The following is a 17,428-nucleotide window of genomic DNA, read 5'->3' as shown; positions in this document are numbered from 1 at the left end:
CTATATAGTCATTTAGACCTAATTTGATTTATAGTCATATCGACTATATGGAGTCACTATGACTGCAAAATCCTTGCTCACCACGCTGCTCCCGCTGGTCTCTGACCTGTCCCGCGAGCTCCCGGAGGGCGAGCGTTATCGACGCCTGCTCGAAGCCATGCGCGCCCTGCTGCCGTGCGATGCCGCAGCCCTGCTGCGCATCGATGGCGAATGGTTGGTGCCCTTGGCAGTCGACGGCCTGAGCACGGATACCCTGGGGCGGCGCTTTAAAATCAGCGAGCATCCGCGCTTCGAAGCGCTGCTCAGCAGTCCGGGCCCCACCCGGTTTGCCGCCGATAGCGAGTTGCCAGACCCCTACGATGGGCTGGTCGATGGCCTGCATGAGCATCTGGAAGTCCATGACTGCATGGGCTGCCCGTTGTTTATCGACGAACGCCCATGGGGCTTGCTGACGCTCGATGCCCTCGATCCGCAACGCTTCGAACCGATTGAGCTGGATGCGCTGCAAGCGTTCGCCAGCCTGGCGGCGGCCACGGTCAATGCAGCCGAACGGATCGAACGCCTGGCCAACAGGGCCGAAGACGAGCATCAGCGCGCCGAGGTTTATCGCCAGGCGAGCGGCCAGCAGAACCGCGAGATGATTGGCCAGAGCAAGGCGCTCAAACGCCTGGTTGAAGAAATCGACCTGGTGGGCAGCAGCGACCTCACCGTACTGATCACTGGCGAAACCGGGGTCGGCAAGGAACTGGTGGCCCAGGCCATCCACGCTGCGTCCGCCCGCGCCGACAAACCGATCATCAGCCTCAACTGCGCCGCCCTGCCCGACACCCTGGTGGAAAGCGAGCTATTCGGCCACGTGCGCGGCGCCTTCACCGGCGCCACCAATGACCGGCGCGGCAAATTCGAACTGGCCAATGGCGGCACGCTGTTTCTCGACGAAGTGGGCGAGCTGTCGCTGACTGTGCAGGCCAAACTGCTGCGCGTGCTGCAAAGCGGCCAGCTGCAACGACTGGGGTCGGACAAGGAACATCAGGTGAACGTGCGCTTGATTGCCGCGACCAACCGCGACCTGGCCGAGGAAGTGCGCAGTGGTCGCTATCGTGCCGATTTTTATCACCGGCTGAGCGTCTATCCCCTGCTGGTGCCGGCGCTGCGCGACCGCGGGCGCGATGTACTGTTGCTCAGCGGATACTTCCTTGAGCAGAACCGCTCACGCATGGGCCTCAACAGCCTGCGTCTGAGCAGCGATGCCCAGGCCGCGTTGCTGGCCTACGACTGGCCGGGCAACGTGCGAGAGCTGGAGCACCTGATTGGCCGCAGCGCCCTGAAGGCGCTGGGTCACTGCAAGGAGCGGCCGAAGATTCTCACCTTGAGCGCGGCGGATCTGGACCTGCCCTACGGCAACGTCGAAGCAGTGCCAGAGCAACCCGCCGGTGCAGCGGTGGCACTGGTGTCGGGTGACCTGCGTGAAGCAACCGAAAATTATCAGCGACAACTGATCAGCGCTTGCCTGGAACGCCACCACGACAATTGGGCCAGCGCGGCGCGGGAGCTGGGCCTGGACCGGGCGAACCTTGGACGCATGGCCAAGCGCCTCGGCATGAAGTAACAGAAGATCGTTCGATCTTTTGATCCATCGAACATCGATTGAAGGCTAAAGCCTGACCCCAACAAGTCGATAACCCGGCATCGATAGTTGTTGGCGGTCCCCGAGACGCCCATCACCTTTCTCCACAGAAGGTTTTTATGTCCTCCACCAAAGCCCGCGCAGACTCACTCTCGCTTCTGCTATTTACCTTGCGCAGCGGCAAGCTGATGGCGATTAACCTGCTGAAAGTCAGTGAAATCATCCCCTGCCCGCCGCTGACCAAAATGCCGGAGTCACACCCCCACGTCAAAGGCATCGCCAGCCTGCGCGGAATGTCGTTGTCGGTGATTGACCTCAGCCGTGCCATTGGCGAACGACCGCTGGAAGACCCCAACGGTGGCTGCCTGATCGTCACCGATGTCAGCCGCTCCAAACAGGGCCTGCACGTGCAGGCAGTGAGCAAGATCGTCCACTGCCTGACCACCGATATCCGCCCACCGCCCTACGGCTCTGGAGGCTCGCGCTCGTACATCACCGGGGTCACCTCGGTCGATGGCACGCTGGTGCAGGTGCTGGATATCGAAAAGGTCATCCACGGCATTGCCCCGGCCCAGATCGAATCGGCACCGACCGAACTCAGCATGGAAGACGCCGACATACTCGGCAACGCCCGGATCCTGGTGGTCGATGACAGCCAGACCGCATTGCAGCAATCGGTGCACACCCTGCGCAACCTCGGCCTGCAATGCCACACCGCCCGCAGCGCCAAGGAGGCCATCGATTGCCTGCTGGACTTGCAAGGCACCGAACAGCAGATCAACCTGATCGTTTCAGACATAGAAATGTCGGAGATGGACGGCTATGCCTTCACCCGGACCTTGCGTGAAACCCCGGATTTCTCCCACCTCTATGTGTTGCTCCACACGTCTCTGGACAGTGCGATGAACAGCGAAAAGGCTCGTCTTGCCGGCGCCAACGCCGTGTTGACCAAGTTCTCCTCGCCGGAACTGACCAAGTGCCTGATCGAAGCCGCCAAGACCGTTGCAGAACAGGGTCATTAAGGTGTGAGCAAGGATTTCTGTTTTCTGATGCGGCGCAACCTCGCTGCAGCGGTGCCTGCGATCACTTGGCCGCAGGGTATTGTCCTCTGCGAGTACCGCCCGGACCTGGCTGAAGCCGTTCATCGTTTGATGGAACAGGGTTATCTGCACGGTGGCGGTCGCGTGCCGGCCCTGGATACCTGGCAAAGGCGTTTTGAAACCGATCCCGAGTACGACCCATCCCTGTGCTTCATCGCGCTGGACGATGAAGGGATTGTGGGTGTCTGCCAGTGCTGGACGAGTGCCTACATCAAAAACCTGGTGGTGCATCCGCGGGCCCAAGGCCGAGGTTTAGGCCAGGCACTGCTGCTCCATGCTTTCAACATATTCCAGTGTCGGCGCGAAGGATTTGTCGATTTGAAGGTGCTGGAAGACAACCTGAAGGCGCAGCGATTGTATGAGCATGTCGGGATGTATGTGGTTCGGCGCGAACCGGTACCTGCCTGATATCGCCAGGATCGCAGCCTGCGGCAGCTCCTGCAGACGAACGCGGTCGACCCTGTAGGAGCTGCCGAAGGCTGCGATCTTTTGGCGGTCGGGCAAACTTATCCTGTGGAGGCATACTCCAACTTCGGACAACCCATGCCCCAGGATCCCGGAACCCATGAAAGCAATCACCCTGACCTTCATCTGCCTCGGCGCCCTCGCCACCCAGGCCCAGGCTTCCAGCTCCGACGCCTGGGCCGCCTTCGACAAGGCTGTGCTCACCAGTTGCACCAAGGCGAGCGGCCTGAAGAACGCCAAACCGGTTGGCAACGCCGCTCAATTCGATGACCGGGTCGAGTACACCGCACTGCTGCTGCAAGGCCAGTACCCGCAAAAACACATGAAAGGCCAGCAAGGCACCGAGCTGTGCCTCTACAACAAGAAAAGCAAAACAGCCTATGTCACCGAGTGGGATTCCATCCGCCCTCCGGCCAAAAACCGGTGAATGGCGCATAACTTGCTTCCAGGCAGGCCTGCGTGGTGATTTTCCGTCACCGCTTGACTGCCCTCGGATGCGACTGACTGCTCAATGAATACGACGTTTTCCTGCGTAGGTTGTGGCAAATGCTGCACCGATCACCATGTCCCCCTGACCCTGGATGAAGCCCGCATGTGGGCCGCTGACGGCGGTCAGGTGATCGTGCTGGTCGAGGGTTTTCTCGCTAATGGCCTGGGCCTGCCAGTGCAGCAACGCGAACATGCCGAGCGTCGCTCGGTGCAGGTCAGCAGCGGCGAAACCGAGGCCTTCGTGGCCATTACCTTTGCCGCCTACAACCAGGGTCGCTGCCGGAATCTTGACGAAGACAACCTGTGTCGCATCTATGACCGCCGCCCGTTGGTCTGCCGCATCTACCCCATGGAGATCAATCCGCACATTCCGCTCGACATCGCGGTGAAGGAATGCCCGCCACAATCGTGGGAAAGCGGCCCGGACCTGATCGTCGGCGGCACCCTGGTCGATCAGCCACTGGCCGAGCTGATCCAGCGCTCCCGCCAGGCGGACCGCGACGACGTGCTGGTCAAGGATGCGATGTGCGCGCTATTGGGCATTCGCACCACGGCGTTGAAGGGCGACGGGTTCACCGCGTACCTGCCGGATATGGCGGAATTTGCCACGATCTTCGATGAGCTGGCCGGCCAGACGCTGCCGGAATGGGCCAGTGAGTGGCTGTTCCATGTGTCAGGCGACGACATCGCCGGCCAGGTGCAAGCCGCCGGTGCCGAGGTGACCAGCGAGGCAGCGCAAAACTATGCGTTTATTTCGTTGCGGTCGGCCTGATCTGAACACCTATCGCGGCCAAGCCCGCCCCTGTGGGAACGAGCCTGCTCGCGATGGCAGTGCACCCATCAGCAATTATCCAGAAGCCTAGCGCTTACCCATCGAACGACGGGTACCCGGAGGCGCAGCGCCTGGGGTCTTGGTGTGGCCATTCTTCGCGCCATTCTTGTACCAGGGCTGGCTGGCGTTTTTTGTCGCAGCCAGCTCACCTGGCTTGAACGGGAACTTGAAGGCCGGGATTGCAGTTTTGGTTTCGCTGTCTGCGTTGGAGTCGACGCTGTCTGGCAGGTCTGCCGAGGCGTCGCTCGAAGCGTCGGCAACCGGCGGTTGTGTCGGGGAAGTCATGAAAGCTCCGGGTGATGCAAAAGAGTCGGGCCCGGTCAGCGAGCCGCGAAAGGCGGCAGTATACCTGCCCGGCCGACCCACGCACGCGCACCTTCGGTCGGCACTGCAAGAATTTTCAACGCCTGCTGACAACCGCTGCCTACGGGTAGGTGACGGTGCCTCTTACAGCCTTGGCGACCAAACTGACAGCGCTGTCAGTTGGCAGTCACTTTGCTGACGGTGTAACAGGGCTATAAGGGAGGTATAAATCTCCCTCCCATTTCGATCTTCTGCCCGGCGCCCCACTCGCATGCGAATCCAGAAAAAGACCGCCCTGCTCGCCACCCTTCTGATCGCGCTGATTGCGCTGGGCATCTGGTACCTGAGCAAGCCAGCCACGGCGAAACTGGCCACGCCGAACGCCATTCCCGTGCGCGTAGTGAACGTCGCTGAAAAAGATGTTCCGCGCTTTGTCAGCGGCATTGGTTCAGTGCTGTCCCTGCACAGTGTGGTGGTGCGTCCGCAGATCGATGGTGTGCTCACCAAATTGCTGGTCAAGGAAGGACAATTGGTGAAAGCAGGCGACCTGCTCGCCACCATCGATGACCGCACGATTCGCGCCAACCTTGATCAGGCCCGCGCGCAATTGGGTGAAAGCCAGGCGCAGTTGCAGGTGGCACTGGTCAACCTCAAGCGCTACAAATTGCTCAGCGTCGACGATGGCGTGTCGAAGCAGACCTATGATCAGCAGCAGGCGCTGGTCAACCAGCTCAAGGCCACGGCCCAAGGTAACCAGGCCTCGATCGATGCGGCGCAAGTACAACTTTCCTACACGCAGATTCGCTCCCCGGTCACCGGGCGAGTGGGTATTCGCACGGTAGACGAAGGCAATGTCCTGCGCATGACCGATACGCAGGGGCTATTCACGGTGACCCAGATCGACCCGATTGCCGTGGAGTTTTCCCTGCCCCAGCAAATGCTGCCGACCCTGCAAGGCCTGATCAACGACCCCGAGCATGCGCAGGTATCTGCCTACATCGGTGCCGACACCGACGGCGAGACCGGCAACCTGTTGGGCGAGGGGCATCTGACGCTGATCGACAACCAGATCAATGCGAACACCGGGACCATCCGCGCCAAGGCCGAATTCAACAATCCCGGGCAAAAACTCTGGCCCGGCCTGCTGGTGACGGTAAAAATTCAGACAGCCCTGGATAAAGCCGCGCTGGTGGTTCCACCCACGGTCGTACAGCGCGGGCTTGATCAACATTTCGTCTACCGGGTCAAGGGTGACAAGGTTGAAATCGTCCCTGTGCAGATGGTGTATCAAGGCAGCGGGCAGGACATTATCAAGGGCGTGAAGCCCGGCGATGTACTGGTCAGTGACGGTCAATCCCGGCTCAAGCCCGGCTCCACGGTGCAGGTGCTGACCGAGCCGCCGCAGGTCGTGCAGTCGGAGCCCAAGTCATGAAAGGCCGCGGTTCGGTTTCCGCCTGGTGCATCGATCATCCGGTCGCGACGATCCTGCTGACGTTCGCCCTGGTGCTGCTCGGGGTGATCGCGTTCCCGAAATTGCCGATCGCGCCGCTGCCGGAAGCCGAATTCCCCACCATCCAGGTGGCTGCGCAATTGCCCGGGGCCAGCCCGGAAACCATGGCTTCATCGGTGGCCACGCCGCTTGAAGTGCAATTCAGCGCCATCCCCGGCGTGACCCAGATGACCTCGAGCAGCGCCCTGGGCTCGACCAACCTGACCCTGCAGTTCACCCTCGACAAAAGCATCGACACCGCCGCCCAGGAAGTGCAGGCGGCGATCAACACGGCCTCAGGCAAACTGCCCAAGGACATGCCTAACCTGCCAACCTGGCGCAAGGTCAACCCGGCCGACAGCCCGGTGCTGATCCTCAGCATCAATTCGACCCTGCTGCCCGGCCCGGAACTCAGCGATCTGGTGGAAACCCTGCTGGCGCGGCAGATCAGTCAGATCGACGGCGTAGGCCAAATCAATATTACCGGTCAGCAGCGTCCGGCAATCCGCGTCCAGGCTTCCGCAGACAAGCTCGCAGCGATCGGCCTGACCCTGGCCGACATCCGCGTGGCCATTCAGCAAACCAGCCTCAACCTGGCCAAGGGTGCGCTGTACGGCGAATCAAGCATCTCGACCCTGTCAACCAACGATCAGTTGTTCCACCCCGAGGAATACGGCCAACTCATTGTTTCCTACAAGGACGGTGCCCCGGTTCATCTCAAGGACGTGGCCAAAGTCGTCAACGGTTCGGAAGATGCCTACGTGCAAGCCTGGGCCGGTGATCAACCCGGGGTGAACCTGGTGATCTCGCGCCAGCCGGGGGCCAACATTGTCGAAACAGTCGACCGCATCCAGGCCGCGTTGCCCGGCCTGGAGGCCATGTTGCCGGCCTCGGTCCAGGTCAAGGTGCTGATCGACCGCACGCAGACCATCCGTGCGTCGCTGCACGAGGTGGAAATTACCCTGCTGATCGCAATCGCCCTGGTCGTCGCGGTCATGGCGCTGTTCCTGCGCCAGCTCTCCGCAACGCTGATCGTCTCGGCGGTACTGGGGGTTTCGCTGGTCGCCACTTTCGCCCTGATGTACATCATGGGCTTCAGCCTGAATAACCTGACCCTGGTTGCCATCGTGGTGGCCGTGGGGTTTGTGGTCGACGATGCGATTGTGGTGGTGGAGAACATCCACCGTCACCTGGAGGCCGGCGATGGCATGCGCGAGGCGGCGATCAAGGGTGCGGGCGAGATCGGTTTCACCGTGGTCTCGATCAGCTTCTCGCTGGTGGCGGCGTTCATCCCGCTGCTGTTCATGGGCGGCGTGGTCGGGCGGCTGTTCAAGGAGTTCGCCCTGACCGCCACCGCTACCATAATGATTTCGGTCGTAGTGTCGCTGACCCTCGCGCCGACCCTGGCCGCGCTGTTCATGCGTGCGCCGGTGCATCATGCCAACCGCAAGCCGGGGTTCGGCGAACGCCTGCTGGGGTGGTACGAAAAAGGCTTGCGTCGTGCCCTGGCGCACCAGAAGCTGATGATCGGGGTGTTCGGCGTTTCGTTGGGCCTGGCCATTGCCGGCTACATATTCATTCCCAAGGGTTTCTTTCCGGTGCAGGACACCGGGTTCGTCCTGGGCACCACCGAAGCCGCTGCGGATATTTCCTACGGTGACATGGTGAAAAAACACCTGGCCATGGCCGAGATTGTCGCCGCCGACCCGGCCGTGCAGGCGTTCTCCCATTCGGTCGGCGTGTCGGGCAGCAACCAGACCATCGCCAACGGCCGGTTCTGGATATCCCTGAAAAAACGCGGCGACCGTGATGTCTCGGCCAGCGAGTTCATCGACCGGATTCGTCCGCAATTGATGAAAGTCCCCGGCATCGTGCTGTACCTGCGTGCCGGCCAGGACATCAACCTGAGCTCCGGCCCCAGCCGCGCGCAGTATCAATACGTGCTCAAGAGCAACGACGGCGCGACGCTCAGCACCTGGACCCAGCGCCTGACCGACAAGCTGCGCAGCAATCCGGCGTTCCGCGACATCTCCAACGACCTGCAACTGGGCGGCAGCATCACCCACATCAGCATCGACCGCAGCGCCGCCGCGCGTTTCGGCCTGACCGCAAGCGATGTCGACGAAGCGCTGTACGACGCCTTCGGCCAGCGCCAGATCAACGAATTTCAGACCCAGATCAACCAGTACAACGTCATTCTGGAGCTGGACACCCGGCAACGCGGCAAAGCAGAAAGCCTCAACTATTTCTATCTGCGCTCGCCATTGAGCGGGGAAATGGTGCCCCTTTCGGCCCTCGCCCGATTCGATGCGCCAACGGTGGGCCCGCTGTCCATTGCCCACGATGGCATGTTCCCGGCCGCCAACCTGTCATTCAACCTGGCCCCCGGCGTGGCCTTGGGCGATGCAGTGATCATGCTCAACCAGGCCAAGGCCGAGATCGGCATGCCGGCCGCCATGAGCGGTAATTTCCAGGGCGCAGCCCAGGCCTTCCAGAGTTCGCTGGCCAGCCAGCCGTGGCTGATCCTGGCGGCGCTGGTGGCCGTGTACATCATCCTCGGCGTGCTCTACGAGAGCTTTGTCCACCCGCTGACCATTATCTCGACGCTGCCATCGGCGGGGCTCGGGGCCGTGATCATGCTGTGGATCTGCGGGCAGGACTTTTCGATCATGGCGCTGATCGGCCTGGTACTGCTGATCGGCATCGTGAAGAAAAACGGTATCCTGATGATTGATTTTGCCCTCGATGCCCAGCGCAACCGTGGCCTGACACCGCAAGAAGCCATCTATGAAGCCTGTATCACGCGGTTCCGGCCGATCATCATGACCACCCTCGCCGCACTGCTGGGCGCCTTGCCGTTGATGCTCGGCTACGGCACCGGCGCCGAACTGCGCCAGCCACTGGGGATTGCGGTGGTCGGTGGCCTGCTGGTGAGCCAGGCGCTGACGCTGTTCACCACGCCGGTCATATACTTGTGGCTGGAGCGGCTATTCCATCGACCTGAACCAGCCCCGGTAGCGGCGCTGGCGACCACAGACTGAGGCGGGGTCATGCGCGTCCTGATTATCGAAGACGAAGAAAAAACCGCAGACTACCTGCACCGCGGCCTGACGGAACAAGGCTACACCGTGGACCTGGCGCGCGACGGCGTGGAAGGCCTGCACATGGCGCTGGAAAGTGACTATGCGGTAATCGTCCTCGACGTCATGCTGCCGGGCCTCGACGGCTTTGGCGTCCTGCGGGCGCTGCGTGCGCGCAAGCAAACCCCGGTGATCATGCTGACCGCCCGCGAGCGAGTCGAAGACCGCATCAAGGGCTTGCGCGATGGTGCCGACGACTACCTGGGCAAGCCGTTCTCCTTCCTCGAACTGGTCGCGCGCCTGCAAGCGCTGACCCGCCGCAGTGGCGGACATGAACCCGTGCAGGTGAGCATCGCCGACTTGTGGATCGACCTGATCAGCCGCAAGGCGACCCGTGCCGGAACCCGCCTGGACCTGACCGCCAAGGAGTTCTCGCTGCTGAGCGTACTGGCCCGTCGCCAAGGTGAAATTCTCTCGAAGACCGCGATCGCCGAGATGGTCTGGGACATTAATTTCGACAGCGATGCGAACGTCGTCGAGGTCGCGATCAAGCGTCTGCGCGCCAAACTCGACGGGCCTTTCGACGAGAAATTGCTGCACACCATTCGCGGCATGGGCTACGTGCTGGAGAGCCGTAGTGTCCAGTAACTCGATCGCCCTGCGCCTCAGTGGCATGTTCACGCTGGTGGCGTTGCTGGTGTTCCTGTTGATTGGCGGGGCCTTGTACCAGCAGGTCGACAAGGGCCTGGGCCTGCTGCCCGAAGCCGAACTGGATGCGCGCTACAGCGTGCTCGAATCCACCGTCGGACGTTACGGCACGCCCGAGCACTGGGTGAAGATCAACAACAAGCTCAAGCTGCTGGGCGAGGAAGACAAGCGCATACGCTTCTGGATCATCAGCGGCGATCCCCACTATGAATACGGCGAGCTCACGCCCCGGATCCGCGCCTTTGCCCAAGGTCCCCTGGGCATGCGCGACCTGAAGCTGCCGGACCAGCCTTATCCACTCAAGGTGTTGGTCAGTCAGTTTCCCGCCAAGGACCAGCGTCCCGCGCTGCGCTTCATGATCGGCATCGACACCGAAACCTTTTTCCAGACGCAGCACCACTTGCTGATCGCGCTGATCAGCCTGGCGATCGTTGGCGTGCTGCTGGCTTCTGCGCTTGGCTATTGGGTGGCACGCATCGGCCTCAAACCCCTGATCAAATTATCCCAGGAAGCCCAACGCCTGGCGCCGCCACTTCTATCCGGCCGGTTGCAACTGTCGCCGCTGCCGCCGGAGCTGAACCAGTTCGTCAGCTCATTCAATTCGACGCTGGAGCGGGTCGAGCAGGCCTACTCACGCCTTGAGTCCTTCAATGCCGACGTGGCGCATGAATTGCGCTCGCCACTGACCAACCTGATCGGCCAGACCCAGGTCGCGCTGACTCGCGGAAGGTCGGCGGAACATTACTTCGAAGTGCTGCAATCGAACCTCGAGGAACTGGAGCGACTGCGCTCGATCATCAACGACATGTTGTTCCTGGCCAGTGCCGACCAGGGCAGCAAGGCCACCAAACTGACTTCGACCTCACTGGCGGGTGAAGTGGCGACCACCCTGGAGTACCTGGATTTCATCCTCGAGGACGCTCAGGTTGAGGTCCAGGTCAGCGGCGACGCGCAGGTGCGAATCGAGATCGCACACCTGCGCCGGGCGCTCATCAACTTGTTGAGTAATGCCGTGCAGCACACGGAGCCCGGGCAGGTGATCCTTGTGCGCATCGAAGCCCAGGCTCATCAGGTCAGCATTGGCGTGGCCAACCCGGGCGCGCCGATCGCCAGCGAGCACCTTCCGCGCCTGTTCGAGCGCTTCTACCGGGTTGATGCTTCGCGCAGCAACAGCGGGAACAACCATGGCTTGGGGCTGGCGATCGTCAAGGCCATTGCCCTGATGCATGGCGGGGATGTGTTTGCGCGCAGTGATGAGGGCGTGAATACGTTCGGGATTCACCTGCCCATCTGATACGCCAGCTGGGTTCTTCCCGCTGAAAATATACGGCCTGACCCGCCGCAATCGCGAGCAGGGGCACTCCCACCGGGATTTTCCCCAACACTTTGAAATCAATTGTGGGAGCGAGCCTGCTCGCGATGCGGGCCCCCGCACTCCGGCGGTAACAGGCACACGCCAAGCAACGGCCTATTTTTGCCAAATACGCAACAGTCCTTTCACGAATCCACTCTTTTTCCCCTCCCCGTTCAGCCTTATCTTTGCGCCACCAAACAGCACTTGCCAAGCAAGAAGGTTTTAAAGATGTCCAACTCCATGGGTATTGCCAGCGCTTTCGTTTTGTCCTCATTGTTCCTTTCCCCACTCGCCATGGCTGAAGAGTCCCTGACCTTCGCCACCCGCAACGCTGAACGCGCTGCGGCGTTCGAAGCCTATCAGGGTGAGATGACGGCCAAGGCTCAGGACGCTGGCCAGACCCCGCAAGCATCGACGCTCCACGCCCAGCCCGAGGCCGGGAAAGACAGCTGACCCGCTGCAGAATTCTATTTCCCTCGACACTTTTCATCGGCTCTTCCCTTTGAAAAGTTGTCTTCAAGCCGCTGCTACCAGCGGCTTTTTTTCGCCTGCCAATTCTTGCAATAAGTGCAACGATAGGCAAAACGGTCCACTACCTGCTTAACTCTGTAGGAGCGAGCTCGCTCGCGAAAAACGTTAACGATAACGCAGGCTGTCTGGATCAACGCGATGCCTCGACGTTCTTCGCGAGCAAGCTCGCTCCTACAAACATGCCTTAACCGAAGTTCACGCAGACCTCATGCCCATGACCGCCAGTCGCCTCCCTCAAGTTTCAGGCAAGACCGGTCGACCTGAACTCATGGTGATCCTCGGCAGCACCCTGACGGTCATCGCGATTCTCGGCATCGTCACCTTCCTGCTGATCCGCGAACATGCCGGAGCGAAGGAGACCGCCACCCGCAGCGCAACCACCATTGCGCAACTCATCGATGCCGACGTGTTGCGCACCGTCGAGCTCTACGACATGACCCTGCAAGGCCTGATCGCTGCCGCGCAACGGGACGACCTGCGCCAGGTCTCACCGCAGATCCGCCACCTGGTGCTGTTCGACCGCTCCACCACGGCCCGATTCAAAGGCGACATCCTGCTACTCGACAAGCATGGCGAGGTCCTCGCCGACTCATCCCTGATCGAGCCCCGGCCAGGAAATTTCGCCGACCGCGACTACTTTCAGGCCCACGTCACCAACACCGGCAGCGGCATGTACATCAGTCGCCCGTTCAAGCCCCGCTGCGATTGCGAGGACAGCAATGAATGGCGAATCAGCTTCAGCCGTCGTATTGCCTCGTCGACCGGGGAGTTCCTGGGGGTAGCCGTGGCATCAATGCGCCTGACCTACTTCGACCAGCTGTTCAACAGCCTGTACATCGGCAGCGACAGCACGCTGAACATCATCGATGACGCAGGCATCCTCCTGGCGCAAAAGCCCTACCTGGAGCATGACTCGATCGGCAAGAGCTTCGCCACCCGCCCCAATGTCGTGCGCATCCTGCGCGAAGGCAGTGGCAGCTTCGAGAGCGTTTCGAGTATCGATGGCCGGCAACGCCTCTATACCTTTTCCCGGGTTGGTAATCTGCCGCTGACGGTCATCGTCGCGCTGTCCGGCAACGACGTGTTTGCCGCCTGGCGGCGCACGGCGCTGGTGATCAGCGGGGCTACGGGCGTGCTGTGCATTGGCTTGCTGTGGCTTAGCTGGTTGCTGTGTCGGGAACTGCGTTTGCGCCATCAAGCCGAGCAGGAACTGGCGCAACTGGCCGCCACCGATTCCCTGACCGGGGTCGCCAACCGCCGGATCCTTGACCTGACCCTGCGCCACGAATGGTTTCGCGCACAACGCTCAGGCCAGCCGCTGTCGGTGCTGATGATCGACGCCGATCACTTCAAGGCCTTCAATGACCGTCATGGGCATCAAGGCGGTGACGAGGCCTTGCGCACGATCGCCAAGGTAATCGCGGCCAATGTACGGCGTCCTGCGGACCTGGTGGCGCGCTACGGTGGCGAGGAGTTTTCGGTGATCCTGGCGGAAACTGACAGCACGGGTGCCCGGCAGATTGCCGAAAAGATCCGGATGGCGGTGCAACAGTTGCCGACGACGGAGGGAGACGAGCTACCCATGACCGTCAGTATCGGTATCAGCACCTGGACTACCCAGACGGATGTGACCCTGGAGCAACTGCTGTTTGCAGCGGACAAGGCGCTGTATCAGGCCAAGGAGCAGGGGCGCAATCGGGTAGTGGCAGGCAGTTGATGGTTTCGCTGCCCCGTCAGGCCTCATCGCGAGCAGGCTCGCGCCCACAGGGAAGGACGCGGTTTAATTGTGTGAGCGAGCCTGCTCGCGATGACGCCGGATCAAGCAACGAAATGTTTGTTAAGAGCCATAAAAAAAGGCCACCCGAAGGCAGCCCTTAAAAACTAGAGAGGTTTTTACTTACACGGCCGCAACTGGACGCATGTAAGAGATCGGTGCAGTGCTGGCGTCTTCGAAAGTCACGACTTCCCAAGCATCTGTCTGCTCAATCAACTTGCGCAGCAGCTGGTTGTTCAATGCATGCCCGGACTTGAAGCCCTTGAACTCACCTATCAGGCTATTGCCCAGCAGGTAGAGGTCACCAATAGCATCGAGGATCTTGTGCTTCACGAATTCGTCTTCATAGCGAAGGCCGTCTTCGTTCAGTACGCCATCCGCGTCGACCACAATAGCGTTTTCAACGCTGCCGCCGAGTGCGAGGTTGTGCTTGCGCAGGTACTCGATATCACTCATGAAACCAAAGGTACGGGCGCGGCTGACTTCTTTTACAAACGAAGTGCTGGAAAAATCCACGCTTGCACTTTGTGTGCGGTCACGGAAAACCGGGTGATCGAAATCGATCTCGAAACTCACCTTGAACCCTTCGAAAGGGACGAAAGTGGCGCGCTTGTCGCCATCTTCCACTGTCACTTCACGCAGGATGCGGATGAATTTCTTGGCGGCGTCCTGTTCTTCCAGGCCAGCCGACTGAATCAGGAATACGAAAGGTCCAGCGCTACCATCCATGATTGGAACTTCGGACGCGGAGAGCTCGACGTAGGCGTTATCGATGCCCAGGCCAGCCATGGCCGAGAGCAAGTGCTCCACCGTATCCACTTTGGTGTCACCACTGACCAGCGTGGTCGACATCGTGGTTTCACCAACGTTTTCCGCGCGGGCAGGAATCTGCACCACAGGGTCGAGATCGGCACGACAAAACACAATGCCGGTGTCGATAGGTGCGGGCTTGAGGGTCAGGTATACCTTCTCCCCGGAGTGCAGGCCTACACCTGTGGCACGGATAATATTTTTCAGTGTGCGTTGTTTAATCATGGCTTGGGCCGCTTCAGCGCAAATTGCGAACTGGTATCAACAAAGGCTGGCGATAATAGCAGACCAGACCTTTGCTGAACACCAATCACCTTCATAGCCCTGATACATTCCATCAATCGGCCTGACGACGCAGGAAGGCCGGGATGTCCAGGTAGTCCAGGTCATCTTGCGGATTCATCTTCGCGGCAGTCGCTGCACCGGCCTGGGCCTGGTTGCGCATGACGGTCGGACGGTCCAGATCACGGTAGTTCACGGCAGGAGCTTCCTGACGAGCGGGCGCGTGTTGCTGTGGCTGCGAGGTCACGGAGGTGTGCATGGTGTTGTCGATGACCTTCACCGGCTTCTCGATTTTCGCGCCCAGGCCGGTCGCTACTACAGTCACGTGCAGCTCGTCGCGCATGTCCGGATCGATAACGGTACCGACCTTGACCATGGCGTGCTCGGAAGCGAAGGCTTCGATGATGCTACCCACGTCGGAGTACTCACCCAGGGACAGGTCAGGACCGGCGGTGATGTTCACCAGGATGCCGCGTGCACCTTGCAGGTTCACGTCTTCCAGCAACGGGTTGCGAATGGCCGCTTCGGTGGCCTCGCGTGCACGGTTCGGACCGCTGGCGCAGCCAGTGCCCATCATCGCCATGCCCATTTCGCTCATCACGGTACGTACGTCGGCAAAGTCGACGTTGATCATGCCGGGACGCTTGATGATGTCGGAGATACCGCGAACGGCACCCGCCAGTACATCGTCAGCCTTGGCGAAAGCCGACAACAGGCTTGCGTCCTTGCCGAGGATGGTCAGCAGCTTCTCGTTGGGGATGGTGATCAACGAGTCGACGCTTTCAGACAGCAGACGGATACCTTCGTCGGCGATCTGCATGCGCTTGCGGCCTTCGAAAGGGAACGGACGGGTCACGACAGCAACCGTCAGAATCCCCATTTCCTTGGCCACTTCGGCAATGATCGGGGCCGCACCGGTACCGGTACCGCCGCCCATGCCGGTGGTGATGAACAACATGTTGGTGCCTTGCAGCACTTCAGCAATACGCTCGCGGTCTTCCAGCGCGGCTTGACGGCCAACTTCCGGATTGGCGCCAGCGCCGAGGCCCTTGGTCACGGCTGTGCCCAATTGCAGGATGGTCCGCGCGCCGACGCTTTTCAGCGCTTGGGCATCAGTGTTAGCGCAAATGAATTCGACGCCTTCAATGTTGCTCTTGGCCATATGGTTGACAGCGTTGCCGCCGCCTCCGCCAACACCGATAACTTTAATAACCGGGCTTGCGGGGATGTTGTCTACGAGTTCGAACATTTTCCCTCTCCTTACATTCTCTAGTTTTTTCGCCTACTGCGTTTGTTGCGGTCGTGCGGTGCTGCGTAATTCTTTAGAAGTTGCCTTGTACCCAGCTCTTGATTCGATCGAGCAAGGCAGGTTTGGCTTCTTCATTGCTATAGCCGTCGCGGCTGCTGATGCCCGAGAACGAAATCCCGTCAGACTGCTTCTGCAGGCCGTACATCAACAGGCCAACGCCAGTGGAATAGATCGGGTTGCGCACCACGTCATCCAGGCCCTTGACGCCATGCGGCACGCCCAGGCGGACCGGCATGTGGAAAATTTCCTCGGCCAGTTCGACCGCGCCTTCCATTTTCGAGGTGCCACCGGTCAGCACGATGCCGGCCGGGATCAGGTCTTCGTAACCGCTGCGACGCAGCTCGGCCTGGATCAGGGTGAAGAGTTCGTCGTAACGCGGCTCGACCACTTCGGCCAGGGCCTGGCGGGACAGCTCGCGCGGTGGCCGGTCGCCAACGCTTGGCACCTTGATGGTCTCGCCAGCACCGGCCAGCTTGGCCAGGGCGCAGGCGTAGCGGATCTTGATTTCTTCGGCGTACTGGGTCGGTGTGCGCAACGCCATGGCGATGTCGTTGGTCACCTGGTCGCCCGCAATCGGGATCACTGCGGTGTGACGGATCGCACCTTCGGTGAAGATGGCGATGTCGGTGGTGCCGCCGCCAATGTCGACCAGGCACACGCCCAGCTCTTTCTCGTCGTCGGTCAGGACCGAATAGGCCGAAGCCAGTTGCTCGAGAATGATGTCGTCGATTTCCAGGCCGCAGCGACGCACGCACTTCTCGATGTTCTGAGCAGCGTTGACGGCGCAGGTGACCACGTGGACCTTGGCTTCCAGACGGACGCCGGACATACCCAGGGGCTCACGTACGCCTTCCTGGTTATCGATCACGTAGTCCTGAGGCAGGGTGTGCAGCACACGCTGGTCAGCCGGGATCGCCACGGCCTGGGCAGCGTCAAGAACGCGCTCGAGGTCGGCGGAGCTGACTTCGCGATCACGAATCGCCACGATGCCGTGGGAGTTCAGGCTGCGGATGTGATTACCCGCCACGCCGACGAACGCCGAGTGGATCCGGCAACCGGCCATCAGCTGCGCTTCTTCGATTGCGCGCTGGATCGATTGCACGGTGGACTCGATGTTCACCACCACGCCTTTTTTCAGGCCACGGGAAGGGTGCGTACCGATCCCGACGATTTCCAGCGTGCCATCGTCCGCGACCTCGCCGACCAGCGCCACCACCTTGGAAGTGCCGATATCCAGACCGACGATCATTTTGCCGCTTTGCACGTTTGCCATGG

15 protein-coding genes are annotated in these 17,428 nt (G+C 60.8%); 11 read left to right on the top strand and 4 right to left on the bottom strand.

Annotated elements, in window-relative coordinates; all coding sequences use genetic code 11:
• Positions 1 to 58 precede the first annotated feature (58 nt).
• The 5 genes from norR (at position 59) to UB23_RS10775 (ending at position 4,453) form a co-directional block, all read left to right on the top strand.
• The gene (gene norR / locus UB23_RS10795) at positions 59 to 1,609 is read left to right on the top strand and encodes a nitric oxide reductase transcriptional regulator NorR (RefSeq protein WP_045059307.1); all 1,551 of its coding nucleotides are present in this window, start codon (positions 59 to 61) and stop codon (positions 1,607 to 1,609) included.
• 137 nt (positions 1,610 to 1,746) lie between these two features.
• Complete coding sequence (locus UB23_RS10790) at positions 1,747 to 2,649, top strand: chemotaxis protein CheV (RefSeq protein ID WP_045059306.1); 903 nt, start codon at positions 1,747 to 1,749, stop codon at positions 2,647 to 2,649.
• 27 nt (positions 2,650 to 2,676) lie between these two features.
• Positions 2,677 to 3,135, top strand: a complete 459-nt coding sequence (locus UB23_RS10785; RefSeq protein WP_045059305.1) for a GNAT family N-acetyltransferase — start codon at positions 2,677 to 2,679, stop codon at positions 3,133 to 3,135.
• A 157-nt stretch (positions 3,136 to 3,292) separates the two neighbouring features.
• Complete coding sequence (locus UB23_RS10780) at positions 3,293 to 3,619, top strand: hypothetical protein (RefSeq protein ID WP_045059304.1); 327 nt, start codon at positions 3,293 to 3,295, stop codon at positions 3,617 to 3,619.
• Between the two features lie 84 nt (positions 3,620 to 3,703).
• Complete coding sequence (locus UB23_RS10775) at positions 3,704 to 4,453, top strand: YkgJ family cysteine cluster protein (RefSeq protein WP_045059303.1); 750 nt, start codon at positions 3,704 to 3,706, stop codon at positions 4,451 to 4,453.
• Between the two features lie 87 nt (positions 4,454 to 4,540).
• Here UB23_RS10775 and UB23_RS10770 read toward each other — a convergent pair whose 3' ends face one another.
• A complete protein-coding gene (locus UB23_RS10770; RefSeq protein WP_045059302.1) occupies positions 4,541 to 4,798 on the bottom strand; it encodes a hypothetical protein in 258 nt (85 codons plus the stop codon).
• 289 nt (positions 4,799 to 5,087) lie between these two features.
• Between UB23_RS10770 and UB23_RS10765 the strand changes: the two genes are divergently transcribed.
• From UB23_RS10765 to UB23_RS10740, 6 genes are all read left to right on the top strand, one after another.
• The gene (locus UB23_RS10765; protein ID WP_045059301.1) at positions 5,088 to 6,248 is read left to right on the top strand and encodes an efflux RND transporter periplasmic adaptor subunit; all 1,161 of its coding nucleotides are present in this window, start codon (positions 5,088 to 5,090) and stop codon (positions 6,246 to 6,248) included.
• Positions 6,245 to 9,346: a multidrug efflux RND transporter permease subunit gene (locus tag UB23_RS10760; RefSeq protein WP_045059300.1), complete on the top strand. Its 3,102-nt coding sequence runs from the start codon at positions 6,245 to 6,247 to the stop codon at positions 9,344 to 9,346. Before UB23_RS10765 ends, UB23_RS10760 begins: the two co-directional genes overlap by 4 nt.
• Positions 9,347 to 9,355: 9 nt before the next feature.
• The gene (locus UB23_RS10755; RefSeq protein WP_045059299.1) at positions 9,356 to 10,033 is read left to right on the top strand and encodes a heavy metal response regulator transcription factor; all 678 of its coding nucleotides are present in this window, start codon (positions 9,356 to 9,358) and stop codon (positions 10,031 to 10,033) included.
• Positions 10,023 to 11,387 (top strand): heavy metal sensor histidine kinase, encoded by a 1,365-nt coding sequence (locus UB23_RS10750; RefSeq protein WP_045059298.1) that lies wholly within the window; start codon positions 10,023 to 10,025, stop codon positions 11,385 to 11,387. The genes UB23_RS10755 and UB23_RS10750 overlap by 11 nt, the downstream gene beginning before the upstream one ends.
• A gap of 288 nt (positions 11,388 to 11,675) precedes the next feature.
• Positions 11,676 to 11,900, top strand: coding sequence for a hypothetical protein (locus UB23_RS10745; protein WP_045059297.1), 225 nt, complete (start codon positions 11,676 to 11,678; stop codon positions 11,898 to 11,900).
• Positions 11,901 to 12,192: 292 nt separating this feature from the next.
• A complete protein-coding gene (locus UB23_RS10740) occupies positions 12,193 to 13,695 on the top strand; it encodes a sensor domain-containing diguanylate cyclase (RefSeq protein WP_045059310.1) in 1,503 nt (500 codons plus the stop codon).
• 180 nt (positions 13,696 to 13,875) lie between these two features.
• On the opposite strand, the gene lpxC is transcribed toward UB23_RS10740, so the two are convergent.
• The 3 genes from lpxC to ftsA all read right to left on the bottom strand — a co-directional run bounded on the left by lpxC (position 13,876) and on the right by ftsA (position 17,426).
• Complete coding sequence (gene lpxC, locus UB23_RS10735) at positions 13,876 to 14,787, bottom strand: UDP-3-O-acyl-N-acetylglucosamine deacetylase (protein ID WP_045059296.1); 912 nt, start codon at positions 14,785 to 14,787, stop codon at positions 13,876 to 13,878.
• 112 nt (positions 14,788 to 14,899) lie between these two features.
• Positions 14,900 to 16,093, bottom strand: a complete 1,194-nt coding sequence (ftsZ, locus tag UB23_RS10730) for a cell division protein FtsZ (protein ID WP_045059295.1) — start codon at positions 16,091 to 16,093, stop codon at positions 14,900 to 14,902.
• Positions 16,094 to 16,166: 73 nt separating this feature from the next.
• Entirely contained in the window at positions 16,167 to 17,426 is a 1,260-nt protein-coding gene (ftsA, locus tag UB23_RS10725; protein WP_045059294.1) for a cell division protein FtsA, read from the bottom strand.
• Positions 17,427 to 17,428 lie beyond the last annotated feature (2 nt).

This window comes from Pseudomonas sp. ES3-33 (assembly GCF_000952175.1).
GTDB lineage: Bacteria > Pseudomonadota > Gammaproteobacteria > Pseudomonadales > Pseudomonadaceae > Aquipseudomonas > Aquipseudomonas gregormendelii.
The sequence above is the reverse complement of the archived record's forward strand: the minus strand, read 5'-3'. Positions and strand labels throughout refer to the sequence as shown.